General features: G+C 68.2%; 14 protein-coding genes and 1 pseudogene (1 of these 15 only partly in view). 2 read left to right on the forward strand and 13 right to left on the reverse strand.

Annotated features, from left to right (window positions below; genetic code table 11):
- From KTR9_RS19785 to KTR9_RS28020, 4 genes are all read right to left on the reverse strand, one after another.
- Positions 1-5557, reverse strand: the 5' portion of a protein-coding gene (locus KTR9_RS19785) for an amino acid adenylation domain-containing protein (protein ID WP_014927849.1). Its footprint begins 2639 nt before the window's first position; only the first 5557 of its 8196 coding nucleotides appear in the window; it begins with the start codon at positions 5555-5557; its stop codon lies beyond the left edge, outside the window.
- Between the two features lie 372 nt (positions 5558-5929).
- The gene (locus KTR9_RS19790) at positions 5930-6796 is read right to left on the reverse strand and encodes an ABC transporter permease (protein ID WP_010842260.1); all 867 of its coding nucleotides are present in this window, start codon (positions 6794-6796) and stop codon (positions 5930-5932) included.
- Positions 6796-7623 carry an ABC transporter permease gene (locus KTR9_RS19795; RefSeq protein WP_014927850.1) on the reverse strand — a complete coding sequence of 276 codons (828 nt, stop codon included), beginning with the start codon at positions 7621-7623 and terminating at the stop codon, positions 6796-6798. The genes KTR9_RS19790 and KTR9_RS19795 overlap by 1 nt, the downstream gene beginning before the upstream one ends.
- Position 7624: 1 nt before the next feature.
- Positions 7625-9217: an ATP-binding cassette domain-containing protein gene (locus KTR9_RS28020; RefSeq protein WP_014927851.1), complete on the reverse strand. Its 1593-nt coding sequence runs from the start codon at positions 9215-9217 to the stop codon at positions 7625-7627.
- 355 nt (positions 9218-9572) lie between these two features.
- Between KTR9_RS28020 and KTR9_RS19805 the strand changes: the two genes are divergently transcribed.
- Together KTR9_RS19805 and KTR9_RS19810 are read left to right on the forward strand one after the other, a co-directional pair.
- Positions 9573-10070, forward strand: coding sequence for a phosphoribosyltransferase (locus tag KTR9_RS19805; protein WP_014927852.1), 498 nt, complete (start codon positions 9573-9575; stop codon positions 10068-10070).
- Positions 10067-10378, forward strand: a pseudogene (locus KTR9_RS19810) (GNAT family N-acetyltransferase); the annotation flags it as partial. The gene KTR9_RS19805 and the pseudogene KTR9_RS19810, both read left to right, overlap by 4 nt.
- Positions 10379-10456: 78 nt before the next feature.
- Here KTR9_RS19810 and KTR9_RS19815 read toward each other — a convergent pair.
- The 9 genes from KTR9_RS19815 to rplB all read right to left on the reverse strand — a co-directional run bounded on the left by KTR9_RS19815 (position 10457) and on the right by rplB (position 16321).
- Positions 10457-11560 (reverse strand): hypothetical protein, encoded by a 1104-nt coding sequence (locus KTR9_RS19815; RefSeq protein WP_014927854.1) that lies wholly within the window; start codon positions 11558-11560, stop codon positions 10457-10459.
- Positions 11557-12816 carry a sensor histidine kinase gene (locus KTR9_RS19820; RefSeq protein ID WP_014927855.1) on the reverse strand — a complete coding sequence of 420 codons (1260 nt, stop codon included), beginning with the start codon at positions 12814-12816 and terminating at the stop codon, positions 11557-11559. Before KTR9_RS19820 ends, KTR9_RS19815 begins: the two co-directional genes overlap by 4 nt.
- 209 nt (positions 12817-13025) lie before the next feature.
- The gene (gene rpsQ, locus KTR9_RS19825) at positions 13026-13316 is read right to left on the reverse strand and encodes a 30S ribosomal protein S17 (protein WP_004020546.1); all 291 of its coding nucleotides are present in this window, start codon (positions 13314-13316) and stop codon (positions 13026-13028) included.
- Positions 13313-13546, reverse strand: coding sequence for a 50S ribosomal protein L29 (gene rpmC / locus KTR9_RS19830; protein ID WP_004020547.1), 234 nt, complete (start codon positions 13544-13546; stop codon positions 13313-13315). The genes rpsQ and rpmC overlap by 4 nt, the downstream gene beginning before the upstream one ends.
- A complete protein-coding gene (gene rplP / locus KTR9_RS19835; protein ID WP_004020548.1) occupies positions 13546-13962 on the reverse strand; it encodes a 50S ribosomal protein L16 in 417 nt (138 codons plus the stop codon). The genes rpmC and rplP overlap by 1 nt, the downstream gene beginning before the upstream one ends.
- Before the next feature lie 3 nt (positions 13963-13965).
- Complete coding sequence (gene rpsC, locus KTR9_RS19840; protein ID WP_004020549.1) at positions 13966-14772, reverse strand: 30S ribosomal protein S3; 807 nt, start codon at positions 14770-14772, stop codon at positions 13966-13968.
- Positions 14773-14775: 3 nt separating this feature from the next.
- Positions 14776-15186 carry a 50S ribosomal protein L22 gene (rplV, locus tag KTR9_RS19845; protein WP_004020550.1) on the reverse strand — a complete coding sequence of 137 codons (411 nt, stop codon included), beginning with the start codon at positions 15184-15186 and terminating at the stop codon, positions 14776-14778.
- Complete coding sequence (gene rpsS / locus KTR9_RS19850) at positions 15186-15467, reverse strand: 30S ribosomal protein S19 (protein ID WP_004020551.1); 282 nt, start codon at positions 15465-15467, stop codon at positions 15186-15188. Before rpsS ends, rplV begins: the two co-directional genes overlap by 1 nt.
- A 17-nt stretch (positions 15468-15484) precedes the next feature.
- The gene (rplB, locus tag KTR9_RS19855; RefSeq protein ID WP_010842267.1) at positions 15485-16321 is read right to left on the reverse strand and encodes a 50S ribosomal protein L2; all 837 of its coding nucleotides are present in this window, start codon (positions 16319-16321) and stop codon (positions 15485-15487) included.
- Positions 16322-16347: the final 26 nt, after the last annotated feature.

Genomic DNA, 16347 nt, shown 5'->3' on the forward strand with positions numbered 1-16347 from the left:
CGGCGGGCAAGGCGGTGCGCAGACCACCCGCGGTCGAGGCGGTCAGGGCCTCACCCGAGGTGAACACCTGACGCAACGAGCTCAGCTCGGCGAGCCGGTCCGCGCCGACGACGTCGAGGAAGGTGGACAGCATCGACGGCACGAAGTGCAGCGTCGTGACGTCCTCGCGCTGGATGATGTCGACGAGATAGGACGGGTCGCCGTGTCCGCCGGGCACCGCGACCACGAGTCGGGACCCGGAGATGAAGGGCCAGAACAGCTCCCAGACCGACACGTCGAATGTCACCGGCGTCTTCTGCAGCACCACGTCGCGCTGGGTGAGGGTGTAGTGCTCCTGCATCCAGTCGAGTCGGTTGACGATCGCGCGATGCGACACGACGACGCCCTTGGGCCGTCCGGTGGAGCCGGAGGTGAAGATCGTGTACGCGGCGTTCTCCGGTCCAAGGATTCCGCGACGCTCGTCCGGCGTGAAGGTTCCGCCCTGCGCATCCGAATCGACCGAGGCGTCGACCGAGGTGACGGTCACGCGGTCGGCGAGGTCGTCGATCACGGCGGGGCGAGTCCCCGGCCCGACCAGTACGCGCCGTGCACCGGCGGTCTCGAGCATGTAGTCGGCACGATCGACCGGCGCCTCGGTGTCGAGCGGCACGTACTGGCCACCGGCGAGCACGATCGCGTGCACCGCGACCAGCAGTTCCACCGAACGCGGGATGCACACGGCCACCGCGACATCCGGACCGACGCCGTCGTCGATGAGCTGACGGGCCAGAGCCGTTGCCCGCGTGGCGAATTCGGCGTAGGTGAGTTCACGGTCGGCGAACACCAGCGCGACCGCGTCGGGGTCCTGCCGGTACCCGGCGAGCAGCGCGGAAGCCAGATCGGGCGCGGTCAGCTCGTGCGAAGCGCCGCGTGACCACCCCCGAACCGTGTCCACCTCGGCCTCGGGGAACGCGAAGAGGTCGTCGACGCGCAGTGTCCGGCCCGCATCGTCGGCCTCGAGCGAGCCGGCCATCGCGGCGAGAACGTCGTGGAGGTAACGCGCGAACCGTTCGATGGTGGACTCGTCGAAGAGATCACGCGCGTATCCGAACGCCACCGAGATCTGGCCGGCGTGGTCACCGGTGTCGGAGTACTCGACGACGCTGAGTGAGAGGTCGTACTTGGCGAACGGGGCACGCGCGTCGATGAGGCTGATCCCTGCCTCGTCCTCGAAGAGCCGCTCGACCTGGTCGTGCTGCATCACCAGTTCGACCTGGAAGAGCGGGGAATGGGCCGTGGAGCGCCGGGCCCCCACCGCGTCGACGACCTGCTCGAAGGGGACGTCGGCGTTGCTGAGAGCTTGCGCGCGAGTGTGATTGGCCTCGTTGAGCAGACTGGTGAGATCGGTGTCGGGGTGCACCCGGGTGCGCAGCACGAGGGTGTTGACGAACATGCCGATCAGGTCGGTGAGCTCCGGCTCGTCCCGACCCGCGATCGCGGTGCCGATGGCCACGTCGTCGCTGCCGCTGAGGCGCGACAGCACCACGGCGAGCGCGGCGTGGAAGATCGCGAAGACGGTCACACCGTGCTGGGCGGCCACCGCGTGCAGCCGGGCGACGGTGTCGGCGTCGAGCAAGGTGTCGACGAAACCGCCTGCGCCGGAGGGCCGGATCGGTCGTGCCCGGTCGGTGGGCAAGGAGATGAGTTCGGGCATCCCCGCCAGTTCGGTGCGCCAGAAGTCGAGCTGCGCCGACATCAGCGAGGTCTCGTCGGCGGCCTCCCCCAGGACCTCGCGCTGCCACAACGCGTAGTCGGCGTACTGCACCGGCAGCGGACGCCAGGCGGGCTGCTGGTGGGCGAGCCGGGCGGCGTACGCAGTCAGGACGTCGGTGATCAGCGGACCGAGCGAGGCACCGTCGCCGATGATGTGGTGCATGACGACGATCAGGACGTGGTCGAGCGTTCCGTCGGGCGCCACGGCGCGGAAAAGTCGTGCGCGGACCGGATATTCGTAGTTCAGGTCGAAGCCGGTCACGGCGAAGTCGGCGAGTCGGCGTTCGGTGTCCACCGGCGCCACGTCGACCACGTCGAACAGTCGGGCCGCGGCGGCCGCCTCCGCCGAGTGGATGAACTGGAAGGTCTCCCCGTCCTCGTCCGGGAACGTGGTCCGCAATGGCTCGTGTCGCGCGATGACGTCGTCGATCGCGGCGGCCAGCGCGGCGGCGTCGACGTCGGCGCCGAGCCGGACCGCTCCCGGGATGTTGTAGGCCGCCGAGGTCGGGTCGAGCCGGTTGATGAACCAGAGACGACGCTGGCTGAATGCCAACGGAATCCGGTCCGGGCGCCGCTGCGGCAGGAGCTCCGGCCGGCGGCCGGCGGCGTCCTCGGTGACCGGTGTCGCGACCCGGATGATGTCGCCGAGGCTCTGACTCTCGAAGACGTTGGCCAGCTTGATGTCGAGGCCGGCGACGGTACGCAGCCGCGATGCCAGCCGGGCCGCGGTCAGCGAATCGGCACCGAGCGCGAAGATGTTGTCCTGCAACCCGATCGGTTCGATGTCGAGCAGCTCTTCGACGATCGCGACCACTTCGCGTTCACGCGGGGTCGACGGCGCGACGTAGGCGATCCGTTCGTCACGCGCGAACACCGGAGCGGGCAGCGCGTGCCGGTTCAGCTTGCCGTTCGCGGTGAGGGGCAGCTCGTCGATCAGCATGACGACATCGGGCACCATGTACCCGGGCACATGGGCGCGGACCTGCTCACGGATGGCGGATTCGTCGAGCCCGCCACCGGTTTCGGTGACCGCGTAACCGACGAGCTTCGCCCCGCCCGCCGAGGCCGCGTCGGTGACGACCGCGGCCGCCGCGGTGACCCCGTCGACCGCGCGCAGCGCCGTCTCGACCTCTCCCAGCTCGACCCGGAAGCCCCGCAGCTGCACCTGCGTGTCGGCGCGCCCCAGATACTGCACGTCGGTACCGATCCGCCGGCCGAGGTCGCCGGAGCGGTACATCCGCCCGCCGGTCCCGTGCGGGTCGGCGACGAACCGGGTTGCGGTGAGTCCGTGGCGATGACGATATCCGCGCGCGAGTTGGTCACCGACGACGTAGATCTCGCCGACGGCGCCCTCGGGCACCGGACGCAGGCGGTTGTCGAGAACCCGAACGCCCAACGAGTTCAACGGACGGCCGATGAGGCTGGCGCTCTCGCCGCGCACGAGATCGGGATCGAGCGGACGGTAGGTGACATGGACCGTCGTCTCGGTGATGCCGTACATGTTGACGAGTTCGATCTCGTCGCCGAACGACTCGTACCAGTTGTGCACCTCGTCGAAGCGCAGTTCCTCGCCGCCGAAGACGATGTAGCGCAACGCCAATGGCGTCCCGGTCCGGCGGCGGACGTCGGCCACGATGCTGAACGCCGAGGGCGTCAGGGATGCGACCGTGATCTGCTCGTCGGCGAGCAGCTGCAGGAACTCGGCGGGCGCGCGGGCGACCATCCGATCCACGATCACCGCGCGTCCACCGGTGAGCAATGGCCCGAAGATCTCCCACACGGAGAAGTCGAAGGCGTAGGAGTGGAAGACCGACCAGACGTCCTCGGGCGTGAAGTCGAAGTCGGCCGACGCCGCGTCGAGCAGCGTGACCACGTTGCGGTGCACGATCTCGACGCCCTTGGGTGCCCCGGTCGATCCGGAGGTGTAGATGACATAGGCCGTCGCCTCGGGCGTCGCCGGACCGCGCGGCACTTCGACCGCGGCGGCTCCCGGTGTCTGCGCCTCGGCGAGGAGCCGGCCGGTCTCGACGACCTCGCACTCCCCTGCCCATCCGGGCCGGTCGCCGTCGGAGACGACCAGGCACGCCGGGGCGGCGTCGTCGATGATGTAGCGCAGGCGTTCTTCCGGGTTGCCGGTGTCCAGCGGCAGGTATCCCGCGCCGGCCTTGAGCACGGCCAGCATGACGACCACGAGGCTCGTGTCGCGCGCCGTCGCCACACCCACCAGATCGCCCGCCCCGATCCCACGTGCGACGAGCGAGCGCGCCATCGCGTCCGAACGGCTCGCGAGTTCGGCGTAACTCAGGGTCACACCGTCGGCGTCGGAGACCGCACCCCGATGACGGTGGGCGGTCGCGACCTCGTCGAACACCTCGACCAGGGTCGGTGTGGTCGCCCGCGGCAGTGACTGCGGGAGTGCGTCGAGGAGCCGGTGATCGCTGTCCACGAGCAAGTCGACATCGGCGACGGGGGTGTCGAGCGCCTCGCTCGACAGGAACCGGTCGAGGAACGTCAGGAATCGCCCGTGCAGCGCTTCGAGTTCGGCCGGTGAGTACAGGTGCGGGTTGCCGTGCAGGTCGACGACGAGCGGGGAACCGGGACTCGACTGATACAGGTTGATCAGGAGGTCCTCGAGGATGCCCGACGTGAGGATGCGGTACTCCATGTCGGTGCCGTCGATGGCGACCTGCTCGTCGAAGAACACCATGTTGATGGTGGGTCCGAACGAGACCGAACTCTGGTCGAGACCGGCGTCGCGACGGATGTCGTCGGACCGGTACCGCTGGTGGCGCAGCGCGCCGGTCAGTTCGAGCTGCGCGGTCGCGATCAGCTCGCGGACCGACTTCGACGACACCTCGCGTAGCCGGATCGGCAGGATGTTGGACACCATGCCACCGGAGATCTTGATCTTGGCGGTGGCACGGCCGGTGACCGGAAGACTCAGGACGATGTCGTCGTGGTTGCTCATCCGCGCGAGGAACGCGCCGAACGCCGAGGTCATCACGACCGCGAGGGAACTGTTCAGCTCCCCGGCGAGGGCCTCGTACCGGCGCTGCCGATCCGGGTCCAGGGCGGCGCCGGCGACGACGTTGTCGAACGACAGCGACCCGGAGGTCCCGACCTTCGACAGCGTCACCCGCTCCGGCAGATCCGCGACGCGTTCGAGCCAGTGTGCGCGGTCGGTCTCCCGCCGTGTGCTGCCCTGGTAGGCCTCTTCATAGGCGACGATGTCGGCCATGGTGGCCGGCGGCTTGTCGCGCGGCTCCTCGCCCCGGCGGAGAGCGTTGTAGCGGTCGACGGTGCGACGCATGATCGACAGTGCGGCATAGCCGTCGATGATGATGTGGTGGGCACGGTTGTACCAGAACGTGCGCTCGTCCGAGATGAGCAGGATCGAGACGATGATGAACTGGTCGTTGAGGAGATCGACCGGCTGCCGGTACTCCGCCTGCATCCATTCCATCGCCGCCGCGACCGGGTCGGGCTCGCCACGGAAGTCCAGGATGTCCACGGTCTGGTCGAAGTCGACGTCGACGTACTGCATCGGGATGCCGTCGATCTCGGTCAGACGGACGAACGGCGACTCGACGAGTTTGCCGACCTCCACACAGCACTGTGCGAAGAGTTCGACGTCCAATCCGCCCGGCGCATGGCGGATGTCCACATACTGAGCGATGTTGACCGAGTACTCGGACGACAGCGACTCGGCGAACCACATGCCGCGCTGCGCCGCGGTGAGCGGAAGGACCGCAATGGTCTCGTCCACGTCACCCGGCGTATCAGCACGGTAATCGGCGATTGCCACGTCCTCTGAACACTCCCTCGCTAGTCCTGCAGTCGATTAGACCTCACGACACTGCCGTTGGTAATCGTTCAGACCCTCCACATCGGACGCCGACACAGAATCTCCATCCTATTTCACGCGAGGGGGTCTGATGAAACCGGGATGCAGGGCCAGCCTCTGTGAATGCCATCGCCGTACCCACCTTCCTTGTTACGCCCTTGGGCGTGCCCGCGCGTGGCGAGGGGACGGCGCCGATATCCCGTCCGATCCCGCACAAGAGCCACTGACCAGCGCCGATGTGCCGACGGGGGATGTTGACACGCTCGGCATCGACCCCATTGGGGCCATACCGGGTGTCATTCGTTACCCCGACGGTATGGGATCGGTTCGTGATCATCGGTCCCTCGCGGCTTTCCGATAACCGCGAAGAGCCGGATAAATGGAAATGACCAGAATCAGCACGGTCCAAACAGCGACTTTCGTGAGATTCTCGGCGAGTGGGCCACCCGCCGCGAACGCCCGCATCGTCTCGATGGCCGGTGTCATGGGCTGATTCGCGACGATCGGTTGCAGCCACTCCGGATAAGCACTGATCGGGGAGAAGCCGGAGTTGAAGAACATCAACAGACTCGAGGCCAGACCGAGATACGGCACGATCGGCGCCCCCGGGCGCGCGCTGACGGCGAGTGCCAGCGTCAGGGTCGCGAAGGCGGTGCCGTAGGCCAGCGCGACCAGCACGAGCCCGATCGCCGAACCCAGCCCCTGCGTGAATCGGAATCCGATGAGGTGGCCGGCGGCGAGGAGGATGAGCGTCGTGACCAGGATCCGCACCAATTCGGACATCACCCGCGAGGTGAGGTCCGCCGCCCGGTGGATCGGCAGGACATACAGCCGGGCGAGCAGTCCGGTCGCCCGCTCCCGGTTCAGTCGGGTCGCCGAGGCGATCGAGCCGAACATCGCGCCGACGAGGATGACCAGCGGCACAGTGCCGTACGCACTGTTCTGACCCGTCGCCGACCCGATCGCGTCGCCGAGCACGACCTTGAACATGAGCATGCTGAGCGCCGGGAACAGCAACGCCTGCATCAGCGTCGGGACGTCGCGCACGAACACCACGATCTGTCTGCCGGCCAGCGGCAGACTCTGACGCCACCACGCCCGGAACGAGGACTCCGTCGGCACGTCGGTGGGCGCGGTCGTCAGAAAATGCCGCTGCGCGGTCGATTCCGCGGTGGAGGCGCCCACTCCGGCGGCGCTCATCAGCGAGTCCTCCGCGTGCTGACGGCCAGCAACGCCAGTGCGGTCGCTGCCAGCCCCGCGCACCACCACAGCGACGGCTGCAACTGGTGCCACGTGGCGGTCCCGGCGTCGAGGGCACGCATCGAGTCGGCGAACTGCGAGATGGGCTGGTTGCGCACGAACGGCTGAATCCACTCCGGGAACTGCTCCAGCGGCACGAATCCGGTGGACATCATGCCCAGGATCAGGGTCGGCAGGGCCAGAGCCTGGCTGGTGGCCTCCGGGCTGCCGGCGACGAGCCCGAGACCGTCGGCCGCCCACGAGAACAGGGCTCCGATCAGGAAGGCCAGGCCGAACAGACCGAGCGTCCCCCAGACCCCACCGCCCGGCCGCCAGTCGATGATCAGGCAGGCGACGGCCGCGCATATGAGCGAGATCACCAGCAGCACACCGTTGGTCGCGGTCCGCGCCAGCATCGGGATCAGCGGCGACATCGGCATCACCCGGAAGCGGGTGTTGATTCCCTGCACCCCGTCGAAGGCCGCGCGCATCGCCGCCGAGGACGCGGCGAAGTTCACCGACTGCAGCACGATGATGGGCATCAGGAACTGGCCGTAGTTCACGCCGGGCGCGACCTCGACGATGCTCCGCAGCGGCACGTAGAAACAGATGGCGAGAAACGCCGGCGAGATGAAGGCGAAGATGACCTCGCCGCCCCGGAACACCTTGGAGATCCCGCGCCCCGACAGCGCCCACCACTGCTGCACGGGTCGCACGCGCGGCTCGATCAGCGTGGTCGTCGGAGACCCCGACGTCGCCCCCGACCGCAGTACGTCAGAAGTCGTCATGTCAGGTGGAACTCCGGTCCCGCCGCGGGTCGGTCAACGCCAGGAACACCTCGTCCAGCGAAGGCCGGCGCATCGCGACGTCGGAGAGGGGGATACCCGCGGCTGCCGTCCGTTGGATGACCTCGACGAGCGTCTCCGGACCATCGGGGGCCGGCACCGCGACGAAGTGGTCGTCGGCGCTCTGCACGTGGTCGGCGATGAGGTCGGCCAGGGTGTCGCGAAGTCGGGCACGGTCGGCCGGGTCGGCCGGCGTGACCTCACAGTAGGCCGCACCGGTCGATGCCTTCAGCTCGTCGGAGGTTCCCTCGGCGATGACCCGGCCCTTGTCGATGACGACGATGTTGTCGGACAGGACGTCGGCCTCTTCGAGGTACTGGGTGGTCAGCAGGATGGTGACGCCGGAGTCGCGGAGCTTCTCGACGAGCGACCACACCTCCAGTCTGCTGCGCGGATCCAGCCCCGTCGTCGGCTCATCGAGGAACACGATCCTCGGTGCGGTGACCAGTCCGCAGGCGATGTCGATCCGGCGGCGCATGCCGCCCGAGTACTCGCGGACACGTTTGCCGCCGACGTCGGTCAACGAGAACGCATCGAGCAGTTCGTCGGCGCGTACCCGCGCGGCCGACTTCTCCAGGCCCAGGAGGCGTCCGAACAGCACGAGGTTCTCGCGGCCGGTCAGCGCCTCGTCGAGTGCGGCGAACTGGCCGGTCAGCATGATCGACTTCCGGACCGAGGCCGCGTCGTGCGAGACGTCGTGGCCGTTGACCGTGGCGCTCCCGCCGTCGGGCTTGAGCAGCGTGCAGAGCATGTTCACCGTCGTGGTCTTGCCTGCGCCGTTGGGTCCGAGCAACGCGACGATGCTGCCCGCGGGGACGGTGAAACTCACATCCTCGACCGCAACCATGTCCTTGAACTTCTTGTGCAGGTTCCTCGCCTCGATGGCGATGCCTGCGGAGTCACCGGGCGCAGGTTCCCGCACCGGGTCGGCGACCGGGAATGCGACGGTGTGCGACTCCGACCCGTCGACGGGTCCTCTCTGCCACTCGGGGACCACCCGTCCCGCCACGCCGTTCGGCGCCGGCCGGACGACATGTCCGTTCCGTTCGGCGGGTGGGGGCGGCGGGGTCGTCGGGACCGGCGGTGGCGCGTAAGCACGGGCGACGGGCGACGGATTCAGCCGCGACTCGACGGGGCGCGTGCTCACCGGCGGGCCCGCGGCTGTGGGTGCGTCAGCAGCGCGCGCCTCGGCAGTGGGTGCCGCGTCGGCGGACGCGGGATCGGCCGGCTCGGAGTCGACGGGCGGGCCGTCGGTGGGTGCGGAGTCGGTGGGTGCGGACTCTGCGGAGTCGGTGGGTGCGGACTCTTCGGCCGGGACGGTCACGTGCCCGTTGGGCGACGGCTCGGCCGCATCACCGTCCTCGGCGGTGGGGGGCGCGGGATTCGACCGCTCGGCGCGCCAGCGTCGTAGCTGCTCCTCGACCGGGTCCGGGAGTACGAACGGGTCTTCGGGCAGCGGCGCAAGAGGCGAATCCTGCCGTTGATGACGCGGCGCGTAGGACGCGACGGAGGGTCGCTGACCACTGGCCTCGGACATGTCTTCCTCTACGCGTCGACAACAGGGCGGCAACATGGACAACCGGAGCGTCGCACGTCGTCGGCCACCGATGGGACGGCGGCAAGGATCTGACGCTAGGCATCCACGACAACAAACTTACGCACGAATCAGAGTTCCCGACGAATTTGACTCGGTCTGTCCTCCACGAATATGTCGTGCGGTCGGGGTCGAATGGTTACGTCGTGTCCGCGACCTCGCACGACGTGGCCTTTCCTCCTCCTCGCCGCGTTCGACGCACCCGCGGTGCGTGTATCGCTCGACCGACGAGCCGCACGACTGCGCCGACATGGACTTCGGTCACGCGTCGTCGCGCACCCTCTGGAAGAGTGTTCTCATGACCACCACATCTCCCGAGCGCGAGATCCTGACGTGGGAGCTCAACGGCGTGGCGTGCCGTGAGCTCGCCCAGCAGGTCGCCGACGACGCGTTCGCCCCGGACATCATCCTCGGCATCGCCCGGGGCGGCCTGATCCCGGCCGGCGCCCTCGCCTACGCCCTGGACTGCAAGCTGATGATCTCGCTGAACGTCGAGTTCTACACCGGCGTCGGCGAGACACTGTCCGAACCCGTGATGTTGCCGTCGCTTCTCGAGTCGAGCGGCCTCACCGACCAGCGTGTTCTCGTCGTCGACGACGTGGCCGACACCGGCAAGACCCTCAAACTGGTCAACGACTTCTGTCAGGAGCAGGGCCGGGTCGCCGAGGTCCGCAACGCCGTGCTCTACAAGAAACCGCACACCATCACGGTCCCCGACTACACCTGGCGTACCACCGACAAGTGGATCAACTTCCCCTGGTCGGTGCAGGGCCCGATCGTGACGGTGCAGCGATGACCGCGGACAAGACCGGCGCGGAGACCACGGTGCGCGACAATCCCGAGGAGAACCGGTACGACATCCTGGTCCAGACGCCCGGCGGCGAGACGTTGGCCGGCTTCGCCGAGTACCGCGACCGTGTCTCCGGCACTCAGGACGCCCCGTTGACCGCGCGGGTGTTCTTCCACACCGAGGTCGACCCCGACTTCGGCGGACGCGGCCTCGCGACGATCCTGGTGACCGAGGCCCTCGACGACGCCCGCGCACGCGACCTCACGATCGTGGGCGTGTGCCCCCTGGTCGCCGCATTCCTCAAGAAGCATCCGGAGTACGCCGACGCCACCGCACCGGTGACTCCCGCCGTCCTGGAATGGCTGCGTACCGGCAACGCCTGACCCGCGACGTCACCTGCCCGAGGCCGGCGTCTCCCGCGCCGTATCGGCGGAGACGATCATGCGGTGGTCGAACTCGATCCGGTCGGTGCGATGGTCGGCGTCCACGCCGACCGAGGCGAGCACGTCGCGCCCCGGCGGCTGGATGCGGATCGTCACCCGCCCGTCGTCGACCTCGTCCAGCAGTTCGGCGACGGCGACGGCGAGCCGTTCGCGCGCCGTCGCCGCATTCGCTTCGTCGAGCGCCGCGAGCCCACCGTCGTCGAGAAGGACCACGCGAACCCCGCGCTGTCGTGCGCGCCACGCCGCATCCCGGACCACCGGGAGGTCGAGCCCGGAGGCACGGATGCCGTCGCGTAACTGCGCCTCGAGCAGGCGGGCCATGACGACCTCGTCCGCGGTGAAGGACTCACGGTTGGCGATACGGGTGAGGACGGGACGCGCCCGTTCGTCGAGGGCGGCGAGTCGCCGGTCCCGCACCTCGGTGGCCGCCGCCGCGGCGGCGTCGAGCGCCACCTGACGTTCGTTGGCCTCCCGGAGTTCGTAGATCTGCCTGGCCATGGGGCGCAGCATGACGGAGAACAGCGAACCCATGATCATGATCGCGTAGCCGGGCAGGGTGATGGACAGTCCCCAGAGCGCCCCCGCCGTCGAGACCGCGCCCCACACGGCCGCGATGACCGAGATGCAGGCGCTGGCGAGCCACGCGGCCAGGGGACGGCCGCGCACCGCAACGAAGGCCAGGATGATCACCGACGCGCCCATCGGCGGCCCGGTCTGCATCACGTGCGATGGCGGAAACGGCAGCGAGAACAGCGTGGCGGCCACCGCCGCGACGGCCAGCCCGGCGACGGCGATGGTCGTCGACGTGGGCAGCGGATCGCCCGGGGAGTCGAGAATCGACACCCCCGCGACGACGAACAACACGAAACCGGCGAACAGTCCGATCCACTGCCACCACCCGGAGACGGTCGAGTCGGCGTACAGCGTCACGGCGAAGTAGCCGCAGGCGAGGACCCCCATCATCAGCCACAGGGGCCGGGAGCCGATCCCGAAAGCGTTCACGACCTCGCCGCGCTGAGCGCTGTCGACGCCCCGGGCGCATTCGCGTCTCACGGCCGCTCCCACAGGATCTGCACCGTGGTCCCCCGGCCGGCGCGGCTCTGCACCCGCGCATGGCCGCCCGGTAGTCGTGCGAGACGGCCACGGATGCTGACGGCGATGCCGAGCCGGCCGGCCGCCACCGCGTCGGGGTCGAACCCGACACCGTTGTCGACGACCGCCATGCTCAGCGAGTCGGGTCCGAGCTGCACGATGACGGCGCATTCGGCATCGTCCCCAGCGTGCCCGGCGACGTTCCGCAGCGCCTCCGACATCGCCTCGACGACCGCGTCGAGGACCTCGACCGGATAGGAGACCGCCTCGGGCCACCCATCGTCCCCGTCCGCGTCGCCGTCCACGACCTCGACGTCGAACCGTTCCGACACGTCTGCGGCCGCCGACCGTATGCGTCGGATCACCTCGACCTCGCTCGCGGCGACCGGATCATCCGGCCCCGGGACACGCGCGAGTTCTTCGAGAGCCGACGCGGCCTGCGCCGCCAGCCGATCATCGGGACGGCCGGGCCGGACGGCGAGCAGTGACGCGATGACCCGGTCATGGACGATGGCGTCGAATCGCTCCTTCTCCACCTCGCGGGCCGAGGCGGCGGCGACGTTGGCCGCGGTGCGGTAGGTCTCTTCGCGTGTCTCGTCGAGTTCGCGCCCGGTCCGGGTGGCCACCAGCACCACCGCGAGGAAGACGCCGGTGAACATCAGCGACCACAGGATCTCCACCGGCGCGTCGGAGGTCACCTCGCCGAACCGGCCGAGCTGCTGCGAGAGATGCGCGAGGGTCGAGGACGCGACGAGACCGAGCACGGCCAGACGCGGGTGCACGAGCATCAGGACCATGCTCGGCATGCCGCAGAAGGCGACCATCCACTGGGCCGTGCCACCCGGATCCGCCAGCGTCGAGCCGTTCCATGCGACGAACCACAACCCGAGCCCGAGGATGTAACCGACCCACGACGTCAGCGCCAGCGGCGTGAGCCATGCCGTGCCCGGCCGAAAGGTCGCCGCGATCAACAGGATTCCGGGTCCGACCGACAGCAGGATGCTCAACGGTGGCCACCAGGCGTCGGTGAGCGGCGCCGAGGCGAGAATCGCCGCCACGGAGACCACCGGGTAACCGATGAAACCCAGACCCAGGAACCGTGCCCCCACCCGGCGAACGCGATCCAGGTCCGGCTCCGCCGAGTCGGATTCGAATGCCCGCCGGACCCAGGCGGGTCGTGCGCGGGATTCGGCTGTCGCGAGATCGGTGGTGGGCATCGCATCTCACCCTCACACCGTTCGGCTCAGCCGGTCAATCCCCCGTTGAGACCACCCTTCGTGACGCTCCTCCGCAGGCTCCGGAGCTCCTCAGGGATCGTGGGCCGACCTCCGCAGGCTCCAGAGCTCCTCAGGGATCGGCCAGACGACAAGCGGCCCGCTCCCCAGGGGGAACGGGCCGGTGTCGGTAGATCTCGTTGGGAGAAGGCCTACTTGGCCTTCTCCAGCACCTCGACGAGACGCCAGTGCTTGGTCGCCGACAGCGGGCGGGTCTCCATGATCCGCACACGGTCGCCGACGCCGGCATCGCCGTTCTCGTCGTGGGCCTTGACCTTGCTCGTGGTCCGGATGATCTTGCCGTAGAGCTTGTGGCTCTTACGATCTTCCAGCTCGACCACGATGGTCTTCTGCATCTTGTCGCTGACCACGTAGCCGATGCGCTCCTTGCGGCGTGCGCGCTCCTCGGTCTGGGTTTCGGTCACCTTCTGGTCCTCACTCATGCGTCATCACCATCCGGTCCGGACGCCAGGCCCAGCTCCCGCTCACGCATCACGGTGTAGATGCGCGCGATCTCGCGACGCACGGTCCGCAGGCGACGGTTGTTGTCGAGCTGGCCGGTGGCCATCTGGAACCGAAGGTTGAACAGTTCTTCCTTCGACTCTTTCAGGCGATCGACCAGATCAGCGTCGTTGAGCTCACGAAGCTCGTTCGCAGCAACTCCGAGTGCCATCAGAACTGCTCCTCTCTGGTCACGATCCTGGTCTTGATGGGGAGCTTGTGCTGCGCGCGACGCAGGGCCTCGCGAGCGATCTCCTCATTCGGGTAGGTCATCTCGAACAGCACGCGACCCGGCTTGACCGGGGCGACCCACCACTCGGGCGAACCCTTACCCGAACCCATGCGGGTTTCGGCCGGCTTCTTGGTCAGCGGGCGGTCCGGGAAGATGTTGATCCAGACCTTGCCGCCACGCTTGATGTGCCGGTTGATCGCGATACGAGCGGACTCGATCTGACGGTTGGTGATGTACGCGCCTTCCAGAGCCTGGATGCCGTAATCGCCGAACGTCACCTTGGTGCCGCCCTTGGCCTGCCCCTTGAGGCTGGGGTGGTGCTGCTTGCGGTGCTTGACCCGACGGGGGATCAACATGGCCTAGCCCTCCTGCTTCTCAGCCGCACCAGCGGTGGCCTCGGCGGGAGCGGCCTCGGCCGCGCGAGCGGCGTCGGTGCTCGTCGCAGTGGTGCCCGAGGCACCGCTACGCCGGGGCCGGCTGGGCCGGCGCGGACGGCGATCCTCGGCCGCCGGAGCGGCCGCGGCCAGCTCACGACGTCCACCGACGATGTCGCCCTTGTAGATCCACACCTTCACGCCGATCCGGCCGAAGGTGGTCTTGGCTTCGTAGAGTCCGTAGTCGATGTCGGCGCGCAGCGTGTGCAGCGGCACGCGACCCTCGCGGTAGAACTCACTGCGGCTCATCTCTGCGCCGCCCAGACGACCCGAGCACTGGACCCGGATGCCCTTCACGTTCGGCTGACGCATCGCCGACTGGATCGCCTTGCGCATCGCGCGGCGGAACGCCACACGGTTGCTCAGCTGCTCGGCGACGCCCTGGGCCACCAGCTGGGCCTCGGACTCGGCGTTCTTGACCTCGAGGATGTTCAGCTGGACCTGCTTGCCGGTCAGCTTCTCCAGGTCGCCGCGGATGCGATCGGCCTCGGCGCCACGGCGACCGATGACGATGCCCGGACGCGCGGTGTGGATGTCGACGCGAACCCGGTCACGGGTGCGCTCGATCTCCACCTTCGCGATGCCGGCCCGCTCGAGCCCCGTGGAGAGGAGCTTGCGGATGGCGACATCCTCTTTGACGTAGTCCGCGTACTGCTTGTCGGCGTACCACCGCGACTTCCAGTCGGTGGTGATGCCCAGACGGAAGCCGTGCGGGTTGATTTTCTGGCCCACTGTCTAGGCTCCCTTCTTCTTCGGCTGACGCGAACGGCCACGGCCGCCGGCTGCCTTCTCCGGCAAGCTCTCCACGACCACGGTGATGTGGCTGGTGCGCTTGCGGATACGGAACGCGCGACCCTGTGCGCGCGGCTGGAAGCGCTTGAGGGTCGGACCCTCATCGGCGAACGCGGTGGCGACGACCAGGGTCCGGCGATCCAGATCCAGGTTGTTCTCCGCGTTGGCGACGGCACTTGCCAGGACCTTGTACACGGGCTCGGACGCCGACTGCGGGGCGAACCGCAGGATGTCGAGGGCCTCGTCCACGTTCTTGCCGCGGACCAGGTCCAGGACACGACGAGCCTTCATCGGCGTGACGCGCACGAACTTGGCGGTCGCCTTTGCTGTCGGATTATCGGTCTGCGTAGTCATTACCGGCGCTTCGCTTTCCGGTCATCCTTGATGTGACCCTTGAAGGTACGGGTGGGGGCGAACTCGCCCAGCTTGTGCCCGACCATCGAATCCGAGATGAACACCGGCACGTGCTTGCGTCCGTCGTGGACGGCAAAGGTGTGACCGATGAAGTCGGGAATGATGGTCGAACGACGGGACCAGGTCTTGATGACCTGCTTGGTGCCCTTCTCGTTCTGGACATCCACCTTCTTCAGGAGGTGGTCGTCGACGAACGGGCCCTTCTTGAGGCTGCGTGGCATTCTCTTACCTCCTCCTGTTATCGCTTGTTCTTGCCGGTACGACGGCGACGGACGATCAGCTTGTCGCTGGCCTTGTTCTTGCGGGTGCGGCCCTCGGGCTTACCCCACGGGCTGACCGGGTGGCGACCACCGGAGGTCTTGCCCTCACCACCACCGTGCGGGTGGTCGACGGGGTTCATCACGACACCGCGGACGGTCGGGCGCTTGCCCTTCCAGCGCATACGGCCGGCCTTGCCCCAGTTGATGTTGCTCTGCTCGGCGTTGCCCACCTCGCCGACGGTGGCGCGGCAGCGCACGTCGACGCGACGGATCTCGCCGGAGGGCATACGCAGGGTGGCGTAGCTGCCTTCCTTGCCCAGCAGCTGGATCGACGAACCCGCACTGCGGGCCATCTTCGCGCCGCCGCCCGGGCGCAGCTCCACGGCGTGGACCTGGGTACCGGTCGGGATGTTGCGCAGCGGCAGGTTGTTGCCGGGCTTGATGTCGGCGGTCGAGCCGCTCTCGACGACGTCGCCCTGCTTCAGGCCCTTGGGCGCGATGATGTAGCGCTTCTCGCCGTCGACGTAGTGCAGCAACGCGATCCGCGCGGTGCGGTTCGGGTCGTACTCGATGTGAGCGACCTTGGCGTTGATGCCGTCCTTGTCGTTACGACGGAAGTCGATCAGACGGTAGGCACGCTTGTGGCCGCCACCCTTGTGACGAGTGGTGATGCGGCCGTGAGCGTTTCGGCCACCACGCCCGTGCAGCGGACGCACCAGCGACTTCTCCGGGTGGTCACGGGTGACCTCGGCGAAGTCGGAGCCGCTGGCCCCACGACGACCCGGGGTCGTCGGCTTGTACTTACGAATAGCCATGAGTCTCTAGTCCTTCTCGAAGGCCC

The sequence above is a fragment of the Gordonia sp. KTR9 genome, assembly GCF_000143885.2.
Taxonomy (GTDB): domain Bacteria; phylum Actinomycetota; class Actinomycetes; order Mycobacteriales; family Mycobacteriaceae; genus Gordonia.